Source organism: Paraburkholderia lycopersici (assembly GCF_900096975.1).
GTDB lineage: Bacteria > Pseudomonadota > Gammaproteobacteria > Burkholderiales > Burkholderiaceae > Paraburkholderia > Paraburkholderia lycopersici.
This window is the reverse complement of the sequence record NZ_FMYQ01000019.1, coordinates 124,225-146,858: the sequence shown is the minus strand read 5'-3', so window position 1 is coordinate 146,858 and position 22,634 is coordinate 124,225. Positions and strand designations below refer to the sequence as shown.

General features: G+C 62.8%; 19 protein-coding genes. 7 read left to right on the top strand and 12 right to left on the bottom strand.

The window, feature by feature from the left end; all coding sequences use genetic code 11:
- Positions 1-117 (top strand): 4Fe-4S dicluster domain-containing protein (locus BLU17_RS20350; protein ID WP_143189302.1); only part of this gene is annotated, 117 nt, incomplete at its 5' end.
- A 179-nt stretch (positions 118-296) separates the two neighbouring features.
- Here the strand turns inward: BLU17_RS20350 and BLU17_RS20345 are convergent.
- From BLU17_RS20345 to BLU17_RS20325, 5 genes are all read right to left on the bottom strand, one after another.
- Positions 297-761 (bottom strand): hypothetical protein, encoded by a 465-nt coding sequence (locus BLU17_RS20345; RefSeq protein WP_092000388.1) that lies wholly within the window; start codon positions 759-761, stop codon positions 297-299.
- Positions 762-852: 91 nt separating this feature from the next.
- Complete coding sequence (locus tag BLU17_RS20340) at positions 853-2,340, bottom strand: MdtP family multidrug efflux transporter outer membrane subunit (protein WP_092000358.1); 1,488 nt, start codon at positions 2,338-2,340, stop codon at positions 853-855.
- The gene (locus BLU17_RS20335) at positions 2,337-4,448 is read right to left on the bottom strand and encodes an FUSC family protein (protein WP_092000355.1); all 2,112 of its coding nucleotides are present in this window, start codon (positions 4,446-4,448) and stop codon (positions 2,337-2,339) included. Before BLU17_RS20335 ends, BLU17_RS20340 begins: the two co-directional genes overlap by 4 nt.
- A 9-nt stretch (positions 4,449-4,457) precedes the next feature.
- Positions 4,458-5,516, bottom strand: coding sequence for a multidrug transporter subunit MdtN (gene mdtN, locus BLU17_RS20330; RefSeq protein ID WP_092000352.1), 1,059 nt, complete (start codon positions 5,514-5,516; stop codon positions 4,458-4,460).
- A 20-nt stretch (positions 5,517-5,536) separates the two neighbouring features.
- Entirely contained in the window at positions 5,537-5,818 is a 282-nt protein-coding gene (locus tag BLU17_RS20325) for a YtcA family lipoprotein (protein ID WP_245746941.1), read from the bottom strand.
- Positions 5,819-6,120: 302 nt separating this feature from the next.
- Here BLU17_RS20325 and BLU17_RS20320 point away from each other — a divergent pair, with 302 nt between their 5' ends.
- The 3 genes from BLU17_RS20320 (at position 6,121) to BLU17_RS20310 (ending at position 8,984) form a co-directional block, all read left to right on the top strand.
- On the top strand, positions 6,121-6,345 hold the full coding sequence (locus BLU17_RS20320; RefSeq protein ID WP_092000347.1) for a hypothetical protein: 225 nt from the start codon (positions 6,121-6,123) through the stop codon (positions 6,343-6,345).
- A 563-nt stretch (positions 6,346-6,908) separates the two neighbouring features.
- Positions 6,909-8,096: a beta-ketothiolase BktB gene (gene bktB / locus BLU17_RS20315; protein WP_092000344.1), complete on the top strand. Its 1,188-nt coding sequence runs from the start codon at positions 6,909-6,911 to the stop codon at positions 8,094-8,096.
- A 36-nt stretch (positions 8,097-8,132) separates the two neighbouring features.
- Positions 8,133-8,984: a 3-hydroxybutyryl-CoA dehydrogenase gene (locus BLU17_RS20310; RefSeq protein WP_092000341.1), complete on the top strand. Its 852-nt coding sequence runs from the start codon at positions 8,133-8,135 to the stop codon at positions 8,982-8,984.
- 46 nt (positions 8,985-9,030) lie between these two features.
- On the opposite strand, the gene BLU17_RS20305 is transcribed toward BLU17_RS20310, so the two are convergent.
- Positions 9,031-9,264: a helix-turn-helix domain-containing protein gene (locus tag BLU17_RS20305; protein WP_342713841.1), complete on the bottom strand. Its 234-nt coding sequence runs from the start codon at positions 9,262-9,264 to the stop codon at positions 9,031-9,033.
- 367 nt (positions 9,265-9,631) lie between these two features.
- Here BLU17_RS20305 and BLU17_RS20300 point away from each other — a divergent pair, with 367 nt between their 5' ends.
- The 3 genes from BLU17_RS20300 to BLU17_RS20290 are packed head-to-tail and all read left to right on the top strand — an operon-like array spanning position 9,632 to position 13,140.
- Positions 9,632-11,068: an MFS transporter gene (locus BLU17_RS20300; RefSeq protein WP_092000338.1), complete on the top strand. Its 1,437-nt coding sequence runs from the start codon at positions 9,632-9,634 to the stop codon at positions 11,066-11,068.
- Between the two features lie 27 nt (positions 11,069-11,095).
- Entirely contained in the window at positions 11,096-12,292 is a 1,197-nt protein-coding gene (locus BLU17_RS20295; RefSeq protein ID WP_092000336.1) for a CaiB/BaiF CoA transferase family protein, read from the top strand.
- Between the two features lie 2 nt (positions 12,293-12,294).
- Positions 12,295-13,140: a citryl-CoA lyase gene (locus tag BLU17_RS20290; protein WP_092000333.1), complete on the top strand. Its 846-nt coding sequence runs from the start codon at positions 12,295-12,297 to the stop codon at positions 13,138-13,140.
- Positions 13,141-13,171: 31 nt separating this feature from the next.
- On the opposite strand, the gene BLU17_RS20285 is transcribed toward BLU17_RS20290, so the two are convergent.
- The 6 genes from BLU17_RS20285 to BLU17_RS20260 form a co-directional block, all read right to left on the bottom strand.
- Positions 13,172-13,933, bottom strand: a complete 762-nt coding sequence (locus BLU17_RS20285; protein ID WP_092000331.1) for an IclR family transcriptional regulator — start codon at positions 13,931-13,933, stop codon at positions 13,172-13,174.
- A gap of 77 nt (positions 13,934-14,010) precedes the next feature.
- Positions 14,011-14,925, bottom strand: a complete 915-nt coding sequence (locus BLU17_RS20280; protein ID WP_342713840.1) for a substrate-binding domain-containing protein — start codon at positions 14,923-14,925, stop codon at positions 14,011-14,013.
- A gap of 201 nt (positions 14,926-15,126) precedes the next feature.
- A complete protein-coding gene (locus BLU17_RS20275) occupies positions 15,127-16,803 on the bottom strand; it encodes a SulP family inorganic anion transporter (RefSeq protein ID WP_092000325.1) in 1,677 nt (558 codons plus the stop codon).
- 193 nt (positions 16,804-16,996) lie between these two features.
- Positions 16,997-18,721, bottom strand: coding sequence for a SpoVR family protein (locus tag BLU17_RS20270; RefSeq protein ID WP_092000321.1), 1,725 nt, complete (start codon positions 18,719-18,721; stop codon positions 16,997-16,999).
- Positions 18,718-19,986: a YeaH/YhbH family protein gene (locus BLU17_RS20265; protein WP_092000318.1), complete on the bottom strand. Its 1,269-nt coding sequence runs from the start codon at positions 19,984-19,986 to the stop codon at positions 18,718-18,720. Before BLU17_RS20265 ends, BLU17_RS20270 begins: the two co-directional genes overlap by 4 nt.
- Positions 19,987-20,164: 178 nt before the next feature.
- Positions 20,165-22,087, bottom strand: coding sequence for a PrkA family serine protein kinase (locus BLU17_RS20260; protein WP_092000315.1), 1,923 nt, complete (start codon positions 22,085-22,087; stop codon positions 20,165-20,167).
- Positions 22,088-22,634 lie beyond the last annotated feature (547 nt).

Below are 22,634 nucleotides of genomic sequence, written 5' to 3'. Positions count from 1 at the left end.
CAGATCAACGCGCAGAACTGCGTGCACTGCAAGACCTGCGACATCAAGGACCCGACGCAGAACATCGTCTGGGTCACGCCGGAAGGCGGCGGCGGACCGAATTATCCGAACATGTGAGTTCGAGTTCGTCGAGCCGAGCCGAGCCGATAGGTTCTGCCGAAGCGGCCACCGCTGCGGTATGGATTCAACCGGGCCGCTCTGTGCGCCCGTGAAAGCGAAAGCCATTGCGAACCTGGCGCACGATAGAAAAACCCCCACGTTTTCAGCGAAAACGTGGGGGTTTTCCTTTTAACGACTTATTCGTCCTTGGCGGGACGGCCCGTCTTGACGGTTTCGAGTGCCGCGATCGCCGCCACGAGACGTTTTGCAGAAGACGCTTCGAGCAACTGCAGGCCGGCACGCAAAAGCTCGCTCTTCTTCACGGTAACGCCCGCTTCGAGGCATTTCTGCTTGAGGGTGGCGATACGGTCGTAGTCCGCCTTCGGCATGGTGAAGCTGTCGCGCACGACCTTGTCTTTCTTCGCGCGCTTGTCCTTGCCCTTTGCGACGGTCTCGCGCGCCGGCTTCTTCACAGCATCGGGAGCCGGAGCGGCAGCGCTCGCCTTCGACTTCGGAGCGCTCGACTTGCGCGCGCCGGTGGATGCCGCGGACTTCGGCGCCTTGGTTTTGCCGGCCGGCTTGTCTTCTGGCTTCGCCTGATCGGCTGTCTTCGGGAAATAAAAAGCCTTCTTGGTCGGCTTGCGCGCGGTGACTTCGCTCATGTTCATCTCTTCAATTGAAAACGGTATAAACAGTATATACCGTTTTAGCTGAACCCCTGGCCGAGGCCAGTCCAGCATCGTTTCAAGACCTTCAACGCGGCTTCAGTTCGACGGGCGAGTCGGCGCGATAGCCGCCGCCGAGCGCCTTCGTCAGCGCAATGTCCTGGCCGATGATTTCTCCATGCAGCGCGAGCAGGGCAGCCTGCTCCGCAATGACGGGCTGGCGCGCTTGCAGTGCCGCGAGCCGGCTGCTCAAGCCGCGCCGATAGTGGGCTTCGGCGCTGTCACCAGCAAAGGTAATCGATTCGACGCGGCGACGCTGTAAATCGAACTGTGTATCGAGCGCCTGCAAACGGCTGCCCGTTTGCGCGACGTCCCGCACCGCGTCGAGCACGGCTGCGTTGTATTGATCGATCAGCATGTTGCTTTGCGCGCGCGCGCCGCCGAGGTTCGCGTTGAGCCGCCCGCCATCGAAAATGGGTAAATAGAGGCCGGGAATCAGATTGATCTGCTGGCTGGCGCGCGTAAAGAGGTCGGCGAGATGCAGTGCGTTCAAGCCAAAGAACGCCTTGATATCGAAGCTCGGATAGAACGCCGCTTTTGCCGCGTCGATGCGATCGAACGACGCCTGCACGTACCAGCGCATCGCCTGCAGGTCGGGCCGCCGCGCCAGCAGTTCGTAGGAGAGGGTTGCAGGCAACGCAGCCTGTTGGCCCGGCAGCGCGACCGGGGCGATGACGGGCAGGTCGGCGGGGCCCGCGCCGATCAGCGCGCGCAATGACTCGCGAAATGAGACGATGCGGTCCTGCGCGGAGACGATCTGCTGTTCGATGGCCAGTTGCTGCGCCTTCGCGGTTTCGAGTTCGGTCCGTGCTTCGAGGCCTCGTGCGACCCGCGCGCGGTGCGCCGAGACCGCGAACGCCGCGATATCGCGCGACTGTTCGAGCAGCGCGACCAGTGCGTACGTGGTCTGAATGCCATAGTAAAGTTGCGCCACGTCCGAGGAGATTTCGAGTTCCACTGCCGACGTTTCTGCAAGCCGTGCATTATTCACGCCGAGCGATGCGGCGACCTCGGCGCGCTGTTTGCCCCAGATGTCGACGTTGAGGCTCGCGCCGAGTCCGACGATGCCCTCCGTGTACCACGGCCCTGTGAGCCCTTCCTCCGGTACGTTGTTTGCGAAAGGACCGAGAAAGCCATTCGCCGAAACATGCTCGCGATCGAGCATCGCGAGCGCCACCACTTGGAGACCGGACCCCGCGCTCACGAGTTCGACATCGGACTTCGCTTGCGCGACGCGCGTGCGCGCAATGCGCATCGTCGGCGCACGATCGAGCGCTTGATCGATGAGGATGTTCAACTGCGGGTCGTCGTACCGCGTCCACCAGCGTGCGGCAGGCCAGCCCTCTCGTGCGAGATGGATGTCGTCGGCAAGGTTGATCTGCTCGGGCGCGATTGCGGCCGCGGGTGTGCCGTTGTGATGAATCAGCGCGCAGCCCGCGAGCGCACACACGATCCACGCAATGCTGAGGGCGATTCGTCGCCAACGATTCGAGGTGCGAAATGATTGCGTCTTCATGTCTGAACCGCCTGCGAAGACGCCTGGACCGCCGGGGCTTCGACGTGCCAGTCGGGCAAGCCCGCGATTTGCCGCGACAGCTCGTCCATTGCGGCGTTCAGCGGACTCGCGGAAGCAAGCGCTGCGACCACGATACGTCGCGGCGCACAGGCGGTGGGCGGGTAGCCCTCCAGGTCATCCGCGTAATGCTCTAATTCGCTTGCGGCTTGCCCCTGAACGGCGCGCGCAGCCGCAAGCGCTTGCGGGATCATGGTGCGGTCCTGCACCGCCAGCGCATTATGCAGCGCGTTTCCCGCAAGCATGATCTCGCGGCTCTGTGCGAGCACGGTCTGAGCGCGCAATGTGAGCCGCGCGTGCTCGCCTTCTTGCCAGTTGGGCTCCAGCGTGACGCGCAAGAGCGTCGCTGCGCAGTCGTCCAGTTGCGACCACGTTTTGAGTTCGAGCTGCGCGTAGGGCGCCTCGTCCACCGTGCTCGCGTTGGCCGGCGGCGCACGCAGCAGCGAGCCGATCGCGCGTAGCAATGCGCCGAGCTTCTTCCGCAGCACGTCGCCTTCGCCCTCGCGCCAGAAGGACGTCTGCACGAACGTCGAGACTCCGACGCCCAAAAGAATGCCCACCATGCGGTCGCGGATTTCGGTGAGATTCGTCGTCGGGCTGAACTGCTCGAGCAGCGCCAGCGAAAACGTGAAGATGAGCTGGATGCCCGCATATCCCACGCGCTCCGAACCGGCCGCGATCCACGCGGCCAGCGCGACGACGGGCAGCGTCATCAGGAGCAATCCCACGATGCTCTCCAGTCGCGGAATGACGAACACCACCATGAACAGCGCCAGCGCGCTACCCGCGAGCGCGCCGGCAATGCGCAGTACGGCGCGTTGCGTCGAAGCGCCGAGGCTGGGCAGCGCCACGATCACACAGGTCAGCATGATCGTGTGAATGCCTTGCCAGTCCACGGCGTTGTAGAACACATAGCAGGCCAGCACCGTCAACAATGTCTTCAGCGAGAAGCGCAGATAAGCGGGGTTGGTCCATGCATCGGGCGCGAGCATGGGTTCGGTCGCGGCAGTTTTACCTGCGGATCGCACGGGACTTGCGTTGTGCTCCACGAGACTCGAAAACGCGTGCAGCGCGCGCTGCATTTCCGCGGCGGCAGGAATCGCATCGATGGCGGCGCGATCGTCGGGCGCAGTGCTCGTCACGTAGCGGTAGGGCGTGCGCGTCATGACCGCTTGGTCGAGCGCCTGCGTGTTAGCGCGCAATTCGCGCAGCATCGCATGCGGTACGTTCGTGCCCGGCCATTCGCGCGGCAGCAGGCTCGCGGCGCGATAGAGCCGCGAAACCGTCGCGATGCAAGCGAGCTGCATAGCCTGATGCTCGCGATACTGCGCGTCGCGCATGGTCGAAAAGCGCAGCAGTTTCTGCAGCGTCAACGCGCCTTGCTGCACAGCCGCGAGCGCAATGGGTTCCGCGTTCACGGCGCCATCCATCAGTTGTCCCAACCGTACCTGTACGGCGTCCAGTTGCCTGTGGATCGCCTCGCGAAGCTGGACTTGCGGCTCGGCGGGCAGCAGCAGGGTGTTGACGACAAGCGTCAGTGCGATCGGGTAGTTCACGGCCACCCACACCCACAGCACTGCGCGGATCAGGAGATCAGCCTGGTCGGTCTGGTCGACGAAGCTTTGCACATAGATGATGACGATCGCGACGATAAAGAACACGACGCCGATCTTCAGCACGCGAATCAAATAGACGCTGCAGAAGAACAGCACGCTCGCGGCGACGATACGCACGAGCGGATAATCGAACGTGAACTTGAGCAGCACGATCGACAAGCCGATTGCCAGCGTCGAGCCGATGATGAACATGAGGCCGACGAGGCGCGTCATCACGACATTCGCCTGCGTGACATAGAACACGACGAGCAGCGAGAGCGCGAGCGAGGGGACTTCGAGCGCCATCGAAACGACGATCACGATCGCGCTCGTCAGCATGCAGCGCAGCATTACGTTGGTGCGTCCCGGAAACGGCGCGAGCTCGCGCACGACGAAACGGCCCGTGTCGCGCAGCCAGTCGGGCACGTATTCCGCAATCGATTCGGCGATGGTCATGTGCGCTCCTCAATGGCGTGCGCCATCATCACGGCGCTCGGGGTGGAGCACCGCAACCGCCGAGGTGCCGACGCGAAACAGGCTCGGGTCGGGATCGTCGATGCGGATCTTCACGGGAAAGCGCTGCGAAACGTGGACCCAGTTGAGCGTGCGCTGGATGCGCGGCAGCCCGCCGGGCAGCGCGAAGCCGCCTTCGTCCGGCGCGACGCCGTAACTGATCGAATCGACGGTGCCTTGAAAACGGCGGCCTGTGTCGCTCAACAGGTAGACCGTGGCGCGCGTGCCCGGACGGATGCCTTTGAGTTCGGTCTCGCGGAAATTGGCGATCACGTACCAGCGGCGCGTGTCGATCAGCGTGAAGACGGGCTTGAGCACCGACGCATACTGCCCCGTAGACGTCTTCAGCGAAACGATGCGTCCGTCGAACGGCGCACGCACGGTAGCGTATTCGAGGTTCAGCTCCGCAATCGAGATGTCGGCCATCGCGACCGCGCGTTGCGCAACGAGCGCGTCCACGCCGCTCACGGCCGCGGCGGCCTGCTGCGCCTGCAGTTGCGCGGCGCTCAGTTCCGCCTGCGTGGCGCGCTGCGCCGTGCGGGCATGGTCGACGTCCTCCGCCGATACGTAGCCTTGCGGCAAAAGCGGCTCCATGCGGTGCAGCGTATCGCTTGCCTGAGCGGCGGCTGCCCGTGCACGCTCCACCGCGGCGCGCACCGACTCGGCGTTGTACTGCTGCGCATTGACCGTGCGCTGGGTCAATTCGATCTGCCGGTCGAGCGCGACGAGCGATGCCTTGCCTCGCGCGAGCGCGTCCTGAAACGGCCTCGGGTCGATCTGAAACAGAAGATCGCCTTGCTTGACGGCCTCGTTGTCGCGCACGGGCAAGTCGATGATGCGGCCGCTGACTTCGGGAACCACGTCGATCGTGTCGGCATAGACGTAGGCGTCGTCGGTGCGCGGCGCGCGGTCGAGCTGCCGGATCACGATCAGCAGCAACAGCAGCGTGAGCACGACCAGTATGATGGCCGGCCATTTTCTCTTCGATGTCTTGCTGGCTGTCGTCGCCATGTCGTCCACCTGAAGGAAAATCAGTGTTGGAAAAAAGCCAGCCAGGCAACGAGTGAGAAGAGCGTGACGAGCGCGGGATACACGAGTGCGGGCGGACCCAGCAGCCGGTCATGACGCGAGCGTCTGAGCAGAAGAAAGGAGACGACGGCGAGCGCGATGCCCGCGACGATGCAGAACAGCCAGTCTGGAAAATAGGCGCCGAGCACGCTGATGGACGGCGAGAAGGCGCAGCCCTGCAGGAGCACCGAAGCGGCGGCCATACGCATTGCACGCCCCGGATGAATGATGCTTCGGAGTGGCATGAAACGCTCCAAAGTCGTCCGTCTTGTGGGTTTGGATTCAACGCTTTGCAGCTTGGCTCGCGTATTCTGCCCCATCTGGGAGACGCCATGGCGCGAATGAGGCTGCGCCGTGTGCGAATCGCTTACCTTTGTTTCCGCTTGTTGCTTCTCGTTGCCGCCTGTTGCGCTTTGTTGCCGGATAACGATGCCCGATCGCGTAGTATCGGCCCTCAATATCGATTGTTATTGCGCTGCAACAAAATGATGCCTACACTGACCAGGTCTGCCGACTGCCTCGATGCTTTCGAAAAGGAGGGCGTGACATGACGACTCGATCTCCCGCAGTGCACGTATCCCCGATGCTACATGTCTTCGAACAGGAAGGAGGGTGGCATTGGGGCATCACAATCCCCAGGTCCGCAGGCGGCGGCTTCAAGCTCATCGCCTACAGCGAAAGGACCTTCAACGGTGAAAGCGAGGCCCGGCGCGATGGTAGCCGCGCGCTCGAAAATCTGCCGGAAAATGCCGCGCTCGCCTTCGCTTCCTGATACCAACATCTACAAGAAAACGATCAGGTAGGTTCTTTACGGCACACAGTAGATGAACCTCTGCGTGGCGCCGCCCGGCATGCGGTGTTCCTCGCGTTACTGCTCTAGCTGCGTGAAAGGCGCGCCGAATTCGGCGCGCAGCGCGTCGGCGTCGTAGCGCCTCACACCGGCACGATTTCGGGACATCAAGTTTTTACAGAAAATCGATCTATTTTGATAAGAAAAGTTATCTTTCTAGTTGGCTTCCACATCTCTGCAGGCGACCAGCGTTACCCGGCTGCGGACACGGGGCTGTGGATGCGGCATCGAACGAGATGCGCATCGGCGGATGTGGCGAGGGGAGGTGCAGCCGTATCTCGGGACATGGATCGCCGCGCGTTTAACGGCACAACATGGCCGGTTTTGTCAGTATGTCGGCCGGTTTGACCAGCCTGTCCGATTCCGTTGACGCTAGGATTGGCGCATGACGAGGATCCGGCACGTTGAAAAGCCGGCCGGACCATTTGCGGAAACAGGCAAAACCAGCGTGTCGTCGACAGAAAACAGATCATTGAGGAATCCATATGAGTAAGGAAGTCGTGGTGGTGGGCGGTGTGCGGACCGCGATCGGGAAATTCGGCGGCAGCCTCAAAGACGTGCCGCCGACAGAACTTGGCGCAATCGTCGTGCGTGAACTGCTGGCGCGGAGCAACGTCGATGCGAAGGACGTCGGTCATGTGGTGTTCGGCAACGTCATCGCCACGGAGCCGCGGGATTTTTATCTGTCCCGCGTCGCCGCCGTCAATGCCGGCATTCCCGAATCGACGCCCGCCTTCAATGTCAACCGGCTGTGCGGTTCGGGCTTGCAGGCGATCGTCTCGGCCGCGCAGACCATTCTGCTCGGCGATGCCGACGTGGCGATTGGCGCCGGCGCCGAAAACATGAGCCGCGCGCCGTACGTTACGACCGACGCCCGCTTCGGCGCTCGCATGGGCGACGTGCGGCTCATCGACATGATGCTGGGCGCGCTCAACGACCCTTTCCATACGCTGCCGATGGGCGTGACGGCTGAAAATGTCGCGACTCGTTACGGCATCACGCGCGAGCGCCAGGATGGCCTCGCGCTCGAGTCCCATCGTCGCGCAGCGCGTGCTATCGCCGAGGGGCGTTTCGCCGGTCAGATCGTGCCGGTCAAGCGTGTGGTGAAAGGGCGCGAGACTGTCTTCGATACCGACGAGCATCTGCGGCTCGACGCAACGATCGATGACTTCTCGAAGCTCAAGCCGGTGTTCGCGAAAGAGAACGGTACGGTCACGGCGGGCAATGCCTCCGGCATAAACGACGCGGCCGCAGCCGTCCTGCTGATGTCGCGCGAAGCCGCCGACCAGCGCGGTCTCGCACCGATGGCCCGGCTCGTGGCCTACGCGCACGCGGGCGTCGATCCGCTCTACATGGGCATTGGCCCCGTGCCCGCTACGCAGCTTGCGCTGCAACGCGCGGGACTTTCCGTCGAAGACCTCGACGTGATCGAGTCGAACGAGGCCTTCGCGGCCCAGGCGTGCGCGGTCACGCAGGAACTGAAACTCGATCCGGAGAAGGTGAATCCGAACGGCTCGGGCATTTCGCTCGGCCATCCGATTGGCGCGACCGGCGCACTGATCACCGTGAAGGCGCTGCACGAGCTCAAGCGCATCGACGGGCGCTACGCGCTCGTCACGATGTGCATCGGCGGAGGGCAGGGGATCGCCGCTATTTTCGAAAACATCAAATAACTTCAGCTCGCGTCATCGCGCGGGGAGAGAATCAGCATGCAAATTGAAACATTGGGCGTCGTCGGTGCCGGTACGATGGGTTCCGGCATCGCCCAGGTGGCAGCGCTCGCCGGCCTGCACGTGATCATGGTTGACGTCGCCGACGCGGCGCTCGACAGGGGCGTCACGGCATTGAAGGGAAGCATCGAGCGACTCGTAGCGAAAGACAAACTGGATGCGGCGGCGCGCGATGCCGCGCTTACGCGCATCGAGACGTCGACGGATTATCAGCGGCTCGGCGCTGCCGGGCTGATTATCGAAGCGGCAACCGAAAGCCTCGATTTGAAGCTCCGCATCTTGAAGCAGATCGAAGCGGTTGCTCGACCCGATGCCATTATCGCGTCCAATACGTCGTCGATTTCCATCACCACGCTGGGCGCGGCGCTTTCCGATCCGTCGCGATTTGTCGGAATGCACTTCTTCAATCCGGTGCCGTTGATGCCGCTCGTGGAAATCATCCAGGGCCTCGCGACGGGCAGCGCCGCAGCCGAAGCGGTTCGCGAACTGACATTGCGGCTCGGCAAGTCGCCGATCAGTGTGCGGAATTCGCCGGGCTTCGTCGTCAACCGCATTCTTGTGCCGATGATCAACGAGGCTTTCTTCCTGCTTGCCGAAGGCGTCGCGCCAGCCGAGGATATCGATACCGGCATGCGGCTCGGAGCGAATCACCCGATCGGCCCGCTAGCACTGGCCGACCTCGTTGGTCTCGACGTGTGCCTTTCGGTCATGGACGTATTTTTCAAGGACTTTGGCGATCCTAAATACCGCGCATGCCCGCTGCTTCGGGAACTGGTGGCCGCAGGGCGTTTGGGCAGGAAGACGGGACGGGGCGTTTATAGCTACGACTAGTCGGGCCAGCGTCGGCGTAGCGCTCGCGGATGGTGCCAAGCGTGCGCTATGCCAGGCCTTCGTCGAGCTTGCGGTTGCCTGGCCGTCCGTGACGGCCCGAAGCCACGCCGGCTGGCCCGTGCCCGCGATACCGGATCGGCAGCCGCTCAACCTGGCGCACGCTCAGGCCCAGCCGTTCAGCGGCGCGGCCGGGCTTCAGACCCGTCTCGGCCACCGCCTGAATCATCTTGAGTCGGTCAGGCTCCCGCATCGTCAGTGTCACCAGTTCGCCTGGTCGCATGGCCGGCTCCGCAGTTCGCACGAGCCGGACAGCATGCCAGTGGTCAAAAACACGACATCTGTAAATAGCCAGAACACGACATTAGGATATAGCCGCTACAGATTTTCGGTTGATAATTTATCTTATGTAAAATAACAAAAATATCGAGGTCCCTCCAGCAAACCCCTCCGTCCATCGGCAGATCGGCACACCAGCCCCGCAGGGCGTCGCAAACCCGTTAAGCGTCCCTTCGGCGCATTGTCTCCTCAGTAAAAGCCCTGGTCCGCCGGCACACCGCGCCACAGTACTATCACGCCATATTTTCAGAACGCAATTCTGACAGATAGAACGAAAGACCGGCCAACCAGAAAAAATTCAGGAGAGCCCGATGTCCAGCCTGCCAATCGAAGCGACGCGCGAATCGCTTCTAGACCATGCCGCTTCCGCCAGTGCGGACGAGATCAATGCGCGCATCGACCGCCTTCCGGGCACGCGCGCGATCTGGACGCTCGTCCTCTTGCTCTCGGTGGGCGGCTGGTTCGAGTTCTACGATCTATTCTTCACGGCCTATGTCGGCCCGGGCCTCGTTAAAAGCGGTCTCTACTCGACCACCACGGCCTCGTTCTTCGGCTTCTCCGGGCTCGGCGCGTTCGTGGCGGCGTCGTTCGCAGGGCTCTTCGTCGGCACGTTCTGCCTGACCGGCCTCGCCGACCGATACGGCCGCCGCACCATGTTCACCGCGTCGTTGCTCTGGTATTCAGCCGCGACCTGCATCATGGCGCTGCAGACGAGCGCGCCCGCCATCAACCTTTGGCGGCTCGTCGCGGGCATTGGCGTGGGCATCGAACTCGTCACCATCGATACCTACGTGAGCGAACTCGTGCCCAAGCATCTGCGCGGCCGTGCGTTCGCCTTCGTGCATCTCGTGCAGTACACGGCCGTGCCCGTGGTCGCGTTTCTGGCCTGGTGGTTCGTGCCGCGTGCGCCGTTCGGCTTCGAAGGCTGGCGCTGGGTCGTGATGTTCGGCGCGTTCGGCGCGCTCATCGCGTGGGCAATTCGCCGCCGCGTGCCCGAAAGCGCCCGCTGGCTCGCCCAGCGCGGCCGCACCGAAGAAGCCGCACGCGTACTCGCACAACTCGAAGTCACGATCGAGGCGCAGTCCGGGCGCCCGCTGCCTGCGCCCGTCGTGGAGCCTGCCGGCCCGCAAGTCGCTGCCAGGGCGCGCTTTGCTGAAATCTGGCAGCCACCTTATCGCCGCCGGACCATCACGCTGCTCGTATTCAATCTTTTCCAGGCAATCGGCTTCTACGGCTTCGCCTCGTGGGTGCCGACGCTGCTCGTCTCGAAGGGCGTCACGGTCACGCACAGCCTGCTCTACTCGTTCGTGATCGCCGCCTCGAATCCGTTCGGCCCGCTGCTCGGCATGGCGATTGCCGATCGCATCGAGCGCAAGACGCTCATCGTGCTCTCCGCACTTGCCATTGCCGTGTGCGGCACGTTGTTCGCCATGCAGACATCGGCCGCCATGCTCATGTTCCTCGGCGTGCTCATCACGCTCGGCGGCACGCTGCTTTCCGTCGGCTATCACGCGTACCAGGTCGAACTTTTCCCTACGCGCATGCGCGCCACGGCCGTCGGCTTCGTCTATTCGATGTCGCGTCTTTCCGCCATGTTATCTGGCTTCATGATCGCGTTCGCGTTGCGCCACTTCGGTGTGCCAGGCGTTTTCGCGCTCATTACCGGCGCGATGATCGCGGTCATGGCGGCCATTGGCATCTTCGGGCCGCGCACGAAAAATCGCGCACTCGACGACATCTCTCGCTAACCTCCTCACTGAGAGGCTGGAATCTTCATGCTCCCGTTAGCCGGCGTGCGCGTCCTGGATCTGTCGAATGTGCTCGCCGGTCCGTTCTGCGCCTATCAACTCGCGCTTTTCGGCGCCGAAGTCACCAAGGTCGAGCACCCGGAGGGCGGTGATCTGGCGCGCCGACTGGGCGCCGACAAGGATGCAGCGGCGCGCAACATGGGCGCGTCGTTCGTGGCCGTGAACGCAGGCAAGCGCTCGATCACGCTGAACCTCAAGGATCCGCGCGGCAAGGCCATCCTGCTCGACCTGGTGCGCGATGCGGACGTGCTCGTCGAGAACTTCAGGCCCGGCGTGATGGACCGGTTGGGTCTCGGATACGATCAGCTATCCGAAACGAATCCGGCGCTCGTCTACTGTGCGATTTCCGGTTTCGGCGACGAAGGCGGGCTTTCGAGCCGGCCCGCCTACGACCAGATCATCCAGGGCATGTCGGGCGTGATGAGCGTGACCGGCGACGCGCAGAGCGCTCCGCTGCGCGTGGGCTATCCCGTCTCCGATACGGTGGGCGGACTCACCGCCGCGTTCGGCATTTGCTCGGCGCTTGTCGATGCGCGCGCGAGCGGCCAAGGGCGGCGTCTCGACGTATCGATGCTCGAAGCCACGCTCGCAACGATGGGCTGGGTCGTATCGAACTATTTGAACGCGGGCGTCGTGCCCGAGCCGATGGGCAACGAAAATTTCACGGCCGCGCCCTCGGGCACGTTTCGTACCGGCGCGGGCCTCCTCAATATCGCCGCGAACGAAACGCGCCAGTTCGAAAACCTGTGCGACGTGATCGGCCGACCGGACCTGCCGCGCGACGGGCGATTTTCGGCGCGTCACACGCGCAAGCAATATCGCGGCGAACTCAAGACCGAAATCGAGGCCGCGCTCGCCGCGGATACAGCAGCGAACTGGGAAGCGCGCCTGCTGGCGCGCGGGGTGCCGGTTGGCCGCGTGCTCTCGGTGCCCGAAATTCTCGCGCATCCACATCTCGCCGAGCGGCGCTTCATACGCGAATTCGAAACGGCTCAGGGAGAAGCGCCCCAGCGCGTGACGCGCGCGGGCCTGCGGCTCTCGGATGCCGACGCGGCTCCCACCTCCCCCGCGCCGGCGCTCGGCGCGCACACGCGCGAAGTGCTCGCGCAACTCGGCTACGACGCTGCCCGAATCGATTCGCTGCACCACGACGGAGTGATCTGATCATGTCGACGACGCCCTTCTCCGCCGCTCCCGATTTCGCCGCCCTTTGCGCGGACTACTGGAGCACTTCGATCATCGACATCCATCCGGGCAAGATCAACGTGCGCGGCTATCCGATCGAGGAGTTGGTCGGCAACGTGAGTTTCCCGCAGATGATCTGGCTGATGCTGCGCGGCGAATTGCCCGGTGACGAAGAGGCCGCACTGCTCGAAGCGGCGCTCGTGGCTTCCGTGGATCATGGGCCGCACGCACCTTCGATTGCGATCTCGCGCATGGCCACGAGTTGCGGCTTGCCGATCAACGGCGCCATGGCCTCGGCGCTCAACGCGCTCGACGACGTGCACGGCGGCGCAGGCCAGCAGGCGGTCGAGCTCTACGCCGACATCGCCGCGCGCATCGCCGCGGGCAACACGCTCGATGCGGCGGTCGAATCAGGCGTAGACGCGTTCATCGCCGTTCACGGCAAGTATCTGCCCGGCTTTGGCCATCGCTTTCATCCGGTCGATCCGCGCGCGGGACGACTGCTTGCGCTCGTCGACGCGCGCGTCGCGTCGGGCACGATCAACGGTCGCCATGCGGCGATCGCGCGCGGCATCGAGGCCTTGCTGAAGAAGCGCAAGCACCGGCCCGTGCCGATGAACATCGACGGCGTCACGGCCGTCATCTATGCGGAGCTGGGCTTTGCGCCCGAGCTTGCGCGCGGCGTATTCTGTCTCTCGCGCGCAGTCGGGATCCTCGCGCATGCGTGGGAGCAACGCGGGCGCGCCGAACGCAACAAGGGGCCGATGCCGCGCCAGATCCCCTATGCCTATACCGGCGCGCCGGAGCGGCACCTGGAGCCATCCTGAACAACGGGTCGCGCAGAAAGCCCGCGTGGGCTCAGGCATCCTGCCGCGCGTGCGTGCGTTGTGCGGCGCGCAGCGCGCGCGAGTCGCCGCCGAGCGCGTCGGTCGCGCGCACGGCGCAATCGAACAGCGCGTCGAGATGGCGCTCGACGAACGCCCCATCGATGCGCGAGCTCGGGCCCGCGAGCGTGAGCACGCCGCGCAGCGTATCGTGAACGCCGAACACGGGCATCGAAACGCCCGCCGTCTCGCGCTCACGCTCGCCAATCGATATGCAGTAAAAACGCTGCCGAATGGCCTCGAACGGCTCGCCCGGCTCGCCGCTGAACGCTAGCAGCGCCCGTCCGCCCGAACCGCTTTCGAGCGGCAAGACGTCGCCCTCGCGCACATGATGGCGCACCACGTGATGTGAATCGACACGATGCAGACAAACGCGCACGGCATTGTCGCGCACGTAGAACGAAACGCTCTCCCCGCTCGCGGCGGCCAGTTCGCGCATGAGCGGCAGCAGGATATCGCCGAGATTGAGGCTGCGTTGATAGAGCGCGCCTAGCGCGAACGTGGCGGGACCAAGCTGGTAGCGTCCGTCGTCGAGCCGCAGCAGCAGGCGATGCTGTATCAGCGCGCCGGCCAGCCGCAAAAGCGTGCTCTTGTAGAGGCCGGTGCGCGACGCAAGCTCGGCGAGCGTGAGCGCGCCGTCTCCGGGGCGAAAGGCGAACAGGATGGCGCAAGCGCGGTCGATGACTGCGACGCCCTCTTCCTTCTTGACAGTACCGGCCGGATCTTGCGCGGGCATGAGGGGGAATGGCGGGAACGGGAAACGAGTCCGATTTTACGCGATATCGCCCGTGTTTCGCGCACCCGCCGCTCGGCTCACCTCGTTTGTCGTTTCGCCCGCGCCACCGAATCGCGCATCGTCACGCTCACCGGGAGCGTCCGCTCGATTGACCACTGCGTGCCGTAGCATTGGTTGATGAGCCAGCGTACCGCGTTGCGCGTGAGCTCGGCGGTTGGAATGTGCACCGAGGTCAGCGCGGGCGCCATGTAGGCCGCAGAATAATCGTCGTCGTAGCCGATCACCGAGACGTCCTCGGGCACGCGCAATCCCGCCTGTTGCAGGCGGGATTGCGCGCTCATGGCCATCGTGTCGTTTGCGCAGAAGAGCCCGGTGAAGCGGTGTTTCCTCTCGATCAGCGCGCCGGCCGCCAGATAGCCGCCCTCTGGCGAGAAATCCGAAACGATGTGAGGCACCGTTTTGCGCTCGATGCCATGGCGTGCCAGCTCCTCGAAAAAACCATGCAGACGCGCTGCATTGTCCGACGAAGTGGAAGGTCCGCCGATCACCGCAAGATCGCGATGGCCGTGTTCGATGAGCGTGCGGGCGGCGATCTCGCCGCCGTGAAAGTGATCTGCGCAGAACGATGCTTCGGGTAACTGATCGAATGAACGATTCAGGAAGGCCATGCGCGGGTGCATGGCGTGCAGCATCCGCAGGTCGTCGTCGTAGAGATTGTGGCTGATGACCACCACGCCGTCGCAATCGCGGCCAATCAGGAAGCGCACGGCCTCGATGGCCTGTTCGCGTGGCGAGGCCTCGCCGCAGCCGGTCGCCACGACCAAGTGACGCCGCACGGCGCGCAGTTGCGCATCGGTTTCCTTCAGGATGGTGCCGTAGTACGAACCGAAAAAGGTGGGGACGAAAATGCCGATGATGCCGAGCTGCTTCGTGGCCATCGCCCGTCCGATCGACGAAGGCCGGAAATTGAGCTGCTCGATCGCAGCCTGCACGCGCGCGGCCGCCTCCGCCGACACCGGGCCGTTGCCCGATATCGCCCGCGAAGCCGAACCGAAACGTTGGCGAGATTGCCCATGCCTGCTCCTGGCCTTTCACTGCGCCCGATCAGGGTTTTTCTGGACGTTTTTCAGTAGTTCCTGCGTTTGCGATAACCGGCTTGGTGGGACCGCGCATGGATTGCAGCTACGCGTTCATCAGGCATCCGGGGGCGATTCCAGATCAGGCCGCACCGCCGCGAGCGCCTCGTGCAAGCTCGGAAAGATGTTCGCCTCGCCGACCACGGGAGTGATGCCGTGCCGGTCCATGTCCGACAGCAGATAGCGGGTCACGCGCCCGAAAATCACCTTCACGCCCCGCTCCGCAAGCGCGGCGCAGAGGTCGATCACGGCGCGGCCCGCGGAATAGTCGAGATCGGTGATCGCCGACGCATCCACGACGACGCAATGCACGGGCGACGGCGCGGCGTCGATCAACGCTCTAAGCTCGTCGACGAACAGATGATCGTTCGCGTAGAACAGATCCGCGCCGAAGCGATAGACGATCAGCCCTGGCGCCGTGACCTGCCCTGGCTGCGCGGGCTCGGGCAGCCAGTTCCCGCCCTCGTTCGGCACGAGCACCATGGTGTGCGGACGATAGCTATGGCGCACGTGGCGCAGCAGCGAAAGGCCCATTGCGATCAGAATGCCGTTCTCCACGCCGATCACGACCACGGCCAGCGCCGTCGTCACCGCGAGCCGGAATTCGCCGGGACTTTCGCGGCGAATGTCGATCATCTGGCGAACGTTCACGAGTCCCACGGCAATCGTGAAGACGATCGCGGCGAGGACGCAGTGCGGCAAGTATTGCAGCAGGCGGCTGAAGAAGAGCAGCACGATCAGCACCACGCCGGCGAACACGAGTTGCGCGAACTGGCTGCGCGCGCCGGCCTGATCGGCCATGGCGGTTTGCGTGAGGCTGCCGTTCACGACGAAGGCGCCGCTCATCGAGGCCGCGGCGTTCGCCGCCGCAAGGCCCAGGAGGTTGGCGTCCTCGTCGGTGCGCTCGCCGTAACGCTCGGCGAACGCGCGGCTCGTGGCCGCGCTCTGCGCGACGATGATGACGAAGCACGACGCCGCCACCTGCAGCAAGTCGATCATCTGAAACCAGCCGACGGCGGGAAAGCTCACGCGCGGCAGCCCTCCTTCGACGGGGCCGATCACCGAAATGCCGTGGCCGGCGAAGTTGAACGCGGCGCTCGCGGCGATGCTGCCCGCCACGGCGACGAGCGGCACGGGCCAACGCGGCCGGACCTGCTTGAAGATCAGAATGGCGGCGACGACGGCCACCGCAATCGCGAACGTCGGCCAGTGGATGGCGGGCAACTGCATGACGATCTGCTTGACTTGCAGCACCGTGCGGCGCGAATCGACGGTAATGCCGAGCATGTCGCCGAGCATGGCCACGCCCACCTGCACGCCCACTCCCGTGAGAAAGCCCGCGAGCACGGTGCGGGAAAGAAAGTCCGCGAGAAAGCCGAGGCGAAACACGCGCGCGATCAGCAGCAGCACCGCGGTCAGCAGGGCCGTCATGCCCGCGAGCGCGACGTACTCGGCGCTCGACGGCGCGGCCATGGTCGTGAGGCGGCTCGCGAAGATCGTAGCCGTGGCCGAGTCGGCAGCGACCACGAGATGGCGCGACGCGCCGAAGAGCGCGAACGCAACGAGCGGCAAAAAGCCCGTGTAGAGGCCGGTGACGGCAGGCATCCCCGCGATGCGTGCATAGCCGAGCAGTTGCGGCACGTTCATCGATGCGAGCTGCACGCCGGCCAGCGCGTCGCGCAAAGCCGAGGTGCGCGAAAGCGGCCGCGCGCCGCGAAAGAATTCAAACGCCATTACGCCATCCTTTTCGAATCCGCATCTATGTGCGGTGCTTTTGCTGCCGGTTCACTGGCGCAGTATGTTAGCGCGCGTGGGCGTTACGGCATATATCGGGTTGCAGTATCGATGCATGCGCATCAATGAAAGAGGCCAGCCCGCAGGCTGGCCTCATGACTTATACGCTGTTTCGCTTGATGCAGCGAGCCGACTAAACCCGCACCGGCGGAGGCACATAGCGACATTCGTAGCGCTTTCTGACTGTGCCGTTCTCATCGACGCTTTCCAGGAATACGTCGAACTGCCACAGGCGCGCCATGTGGCGCAGCACTTCGTCGGTATCGCCCGAAAGATGGCGGTTGTCGCTCATGAAGTGGCGCAGCGTGAGGCTGCGGTCGCCGCGCGTGTTCACCGACCACACCTGAATGTTGGGCTCGCGATGATGCATGTCGTACTGGCGCGAAAGCGCCTGGCGCACGTACTGGTAGCCGCTTTCGTCGTGAATGGCCGAGACTTCGAGCGCGTCGCGCATGTCGTCGTCGAGCACCGAGAAGAGCCGCATTTCGCGAATCAGATGCGGCGACAGATATTGCGCGATGAAGCTCTCGTCCTTGAAGTTGCGCATCGCATAGTGCAGCGCCTTGAGCCACGGACTGCCGGCCAGTTCGGGGAACCACTTGCGGTCCTCGTCCGTGGGGTTCTCGCAGATGCGGCGAATGTCGCTCATCATCGAAAACCCGAGCGCATACGGATTGATGCCGCTGTAATACGGCTTCGTCACCGGCGGCTGATAGATCACGTTGCTGTGCGAGTGCAGGAACTCCATCATGAAGCCGTCTTCGAGCTTGCCCTGCGTATAGAGCGTGTTGAGCAGCGTGTAATGCCAGAACGTGGCCCAGCCTTCGTTCATGACCTGGGTTTGCCGCTGCGGATAAAAGTACTGGCCGATCTTGCGCACGATGCGAATCACCTCGCGCTCCCACGGCTCGAGCAGCGGCGCATTCTTTTCGGCGAAGTACAGCAGGTTCTCCTGCGGCTCGGGCGGAAAGCGCTCGTCGATTTCCTCGGCAACGGGCGTTTGCTGCTTGGGCAACGTGCGCCATAGTTCATTTACCTGGGATTGCAGATAAGCCTCGCGTTCCCGGCGCAGTGCCGCCTCGCGTTCGAGCGAGAGTTTCTGCGGACGCTTGTATCGGTCCACGCCGTAGTTCATGAGCGCGTGGCACGAGTCGAGCAGTTCCTCCACGCGGTCCATACCATAACGCTCCTCGCATTCGGCGATGTAGTTCTTCGCGTAGACGAGGTAGTCGATGATGGCGTGCGCATCCGTCCATAAACGGAACAGGTAATTGCCCTTGAAGAACGAGTTGTGCCCGTACGCGGCGTGCGCGATCACGAGCGCCTGCATCGTCATGGTGTTCTCTTCCATGAGATACGCAATGCAGGGATTCGAGTTGATGACGATTTCGTATGCGAGACCCATCTGGCCGCGACGGTAGCTCTTTTCGGTCGAGAGAAAGTGCTTGCCGAACGACCAGTGGCGATAGTTCACCGGCATGCCGACAGACGCATAGGCGTCCATCATCTGCTCGGCGCTGATCAATTCGAGCTGGATCGGATAGACGTCCAGTTCGTATTGCTCCGCAACATGCGAAATATGGGTGTCGTATTCCTCGATGAGTTCGAAGGTCCAGTCAGATGGGCACGGCAACGGCCGTCGGTCGGCTACGTTCATTTGCACTTCCCTTTGCTGGGCGAGCCCATGCTCCTTGTTGCGAGCAGCCCCGGCGGCAGTTCCGGGCGCTTCGGCGTCTTTGCGATGGTCGGGCTTGCGCTCGCCTTTGTGTTCGCCATGATGCCCTTTTTCGTGGCCGCTCGTCTTCCGGCGCTCGGGCTGATAGCCGCGCGCCTCATTGTGCAGGTGGCGTGTCGTCATGAGTGCTCCACCTGCTTTTCGAAAAGCTCCCTGAACACCGGGTAGATGTCCGCCGCGGTGTCGACTTTCTTCATCGCCAGATGCGGTTCGGTGAGCGCCAGTTGCGCGTATTCGAGCCAGAGGTTCTGCTCCTCCGGCGTCACTTGAATATACGCAAAATAACGCACCTGAGGCAGGATGTCATCCGCGAGGATCTTGCGGCATTTGGGCGAATCGTCTGTCCAGTTGTCGCCGTCCGATGCCTGCGCGCCGTAGATGTTCCAGTCGCTCGGAGAATAACGGTCCTCGATCACTTTTTTCATCAGTTCCAGCGCGCTCGACACGACCGTGCCGCCGCTTTCGGTTGAGTGAAAGAAGGTGTCCTCGTCCACTTCCTCGGCGCGCGTGTGGTGGCGAATGAAGACCACCTCGATTTTCTCGTAGTTGCGCTTGAGAAACAGGTACAGGAGGATGAAGAAGCGTTTGGACAAGTCCTTGCGCTGCTCGTCCATCGAGCCCGACACATCCATCAGGCAGAACATCACGGCCTGGCTGGAAGGCTGCGGCTGCTTCACGCGATTCACATAGCGCAGGTCGAACGGGTCGATGAACGGAATGCGCCAGATGCGCCCGCGCAGATGATGAATCTGTTCTTCGAGCAACGCGATCTCCTGGCGCCGGTCGGCCGTGTCGGCCTTGAGCGCTTCGAGCTGTTCCTCGAGATCGTGCAGTTCGTTGACGAGCGGCGCCCCAAGCGCGATACGCCGGCCCAGCGCGCTGCGCAGCGACCGTACGACGTCGATGTTGTTCGGCGTGCCCTCCGCAGCCCATCCCGCGCGGATGCTCTTCCATGTGGGCACCGCCATGAGATGGGTCTTGACGAGGCGCGGCAGTTCGAGGTCGTCGAAGAAGTACTGCATGAATTCTTCGCGCGAGAGTTCGAATACGAAATCGTCCTGACCTTCGCCTTCGTTGCTCGCCTGACTGCCGCCGCCGCCCCCGCCGCCTTGCGGCCGCGGAATGCGGTCGCCGCGCACGTAGTCCTCGTTGCCGGGGTGAACCATCTCGCGCTTGCCACCTGGGCCGTGCCGGAACGACGGCTCGGCGATGTCCTTGCGCGGAATGGTGATGCTCTGGTTGCTCTGTATGTCCTTGATGCTGCGGTCACGCACCGCTTCCGAGACGGCGTGACGAATATAGTTCTTCACGCGGCGCAAAAAGCGCTCGCGGTTAGCAATGCTCTTGTTCTTGCCGGCTAGCCTGCGGTCGATGATTTGATGAAGCACATCCAGTCTCCCGCTCCAGTTGCGAAGGGGCGAGGTGCGCAGTGTTCATTGCCGCGTCTGCCATCATGCGTGCCGCGTTCACCCGCTCATGGCCACGCAGCCTGCGCCCCGCCGGAGGTCCTTTTGCACCGCCGCAAAACTGCAGCGGCGGAGCACTCGGACGGTAAAGCCTCTACGTTCACGACGACTTGCGCACCCGCAGATACCAGTCGCAGAGCAACCGGACCTGCTTCGGCGTGTAGCCCTTCGCCACCATGCGGTTGACGAAGTCTTCGTGCTTGCGCTGTTCTTCCGCCGATCCTTTCGCATTGAACGAGATGACCGGCAAAAGTTCTTCCGTGTTCGAAAACATCTTCTTCTCGATCACCACGCGCAGCTTTTCGTAGCTGATCCACGCCGGGTTCTTGCCGGCGTTGGCTGCGCGCGCGCGCAGCACGAAGTTGACGATCTCGTTGCGGAAGTCTTTCGGATTGCTGATGCCCGCGGGCTTCTCGATCTTCTCGAGCTCGGCGTTCAGCGCCGCGCGATCGAAGCTTTCGCCGGTGTCGTGGTCGCGGAATTCCTGGTCCTGAATCCAGAAGTCGGCATACGTGACATAGCGGTCGAAAATGTTCTGCCCGTATTCGGAATACGATTCCAGGTAGGCGGTCTGAATCTCCTTGCCGATGAACTCCGCGTAACGCGACGCCAACACGTCCTTCACGAACGAGAGATACTTTTGCTCGGTTTCCGGCGGGAACTGCTCACGCTCGATCTGCTGTTCGAGCACGTACATGAGGTGCACCGGATTCGCGGCCACTTCGGTCGAGTCGAAGTTGAACACGCGCGAGAGAATCTTGAACGCGAAGCGCGTGGAGACCCCGTTCATGCCTTCGTCGACGCCTGCGAAGTCGCGGTATTCCTGGTACGACTTCGCTTTCGGATCGGTGTCCTTGAGATTTTCGCCGTCGTACACCTGCATCTTCGAAAAGAGGCTCGAGTTCTCGGGCTCCTGCAGGCGCGTGAGCACGGAGAACTGCGCCATCATCTTGAGCGTGCCCGGCGCGCACACCGCCTCCGCAAGCGACGAGTTGCGCAAAAGCTTCTCGTAGATCTTCATCTCTTCCGAGTAGCGCAGGCAGTACGGCACCTTCACCACGAAGATACGATCGAGCAGCGCCTCGTTGTTGCGATTGTTGCGGAACGCCTTCCATTCCGATTCGTTCGAGTGCGCGAGAATGATGCCATTGAACGGGATCGCGCCGAATCCTTCGGTGCCCTTGAAATTGCCCTCCTGGGTGGCCGTGAGCAGCGGGTGCAGCACCTTGATCGGCGCCTTGAACATTTCCACGAATTCGAGCAGGCCCTGATTCGCGAGGCACAGGCCGCCTGAGTAGCTGTACGCGTCTGCGTCGTCCTGGGCGTATTGCTCGAGCTTGCGGATGTCCACCTTGCCGACCAGCGACGAGATGTCCTGATTGTTCTCGTCGCCAGGTTCGGTTTTCGCGATGCCGATCTGGCGCAGGATGGAAGGATAACGGCGCACCACGCGGAACTTGCGGATGTCACCGTTGTACTCATGCAGCCGCTTGACCGCCCACGGGCTCAGAATGCTCTTGAGATAACGACGCGGTATGCCGTATTGCTCTTCGAGTATCGGGCCGTCTTCGTCGTAGTCGAACAGCCCTAGCGGAGATTCGTTCACGGGCGAACCCTTGATCGAATAGAACGGCACGCGCTCCATGAGCTGCTTCAGACGCTCGGCGATGGAGGACTTGCCGCCACCCACCGGACCGAGCAGATAGAGAATCTGCTTCTTCTCTTCGAGTCCTTGCGCCGCATGGCGGAAGTACGCGACGACCTGCTCGATCACGTCCTCCATGCCATAGAACTCGCGGAATGCGGGATACACCTTGATGACCTTGTTCGCAAAGATGCGCGACAGACGCGGATCGTTGCGGGTGTCGATCTGTTCGGGTTCGCCGATTGCCGTCAGCATGCGTTCGCCAGCCGTGGCGTACGCATTGGGATCTTCCTTGCAGAGCGCGAGATACTCCTCAAGCGAGAGCTCTTCCTCTCGCGTTTTTTCGAAGCGGGTCGCGAAGCTGCTGTAGATATCCATGCTACCTCCTCGCCGAGATCTGCGACCGATGTCGTGCGCGGCGCGCTATTCGGAAACGACATCGCTCAAATTCATCCTAAACCCTTTTGAATTTTTTCGCACCGTTAAATCGCGCCGGATGTTCCCTCTAAAGCTAAGCAAAATTGAGCGCTTGGAGGGACGCCGGACATCGACTTACAATGACTTTCCCCACTGGTGCAAATTTCAGACCGGGTCTCGTTCCCCTCACTTGCTGCGACTCAAACTGCCGGCCGTCAGCGTCGTCGTCACACAGTGTTTTGACTGTTTTTTTGCTCACCGTACGCATGGTTTCGGCGCTACGGCGTATGCAGTGCTTCTTCATCAAACGCATCAGCGCAACGCCGGTGTACAAACGCTCGTTACGATTTGCGCGCGGCCTCGCGTTCCGTGCGGCAACGCAGTTGTTGTGAGCACGCATCAATGCGATTTTTTTCCCGTTTTACGCGTCGACTTCGCTAGCGTCGGTGACCTGCCGCGCATTCCTCCGCGCACGCTGAGCGTCTGCGACAGCCCCTGCCGGCGGTAG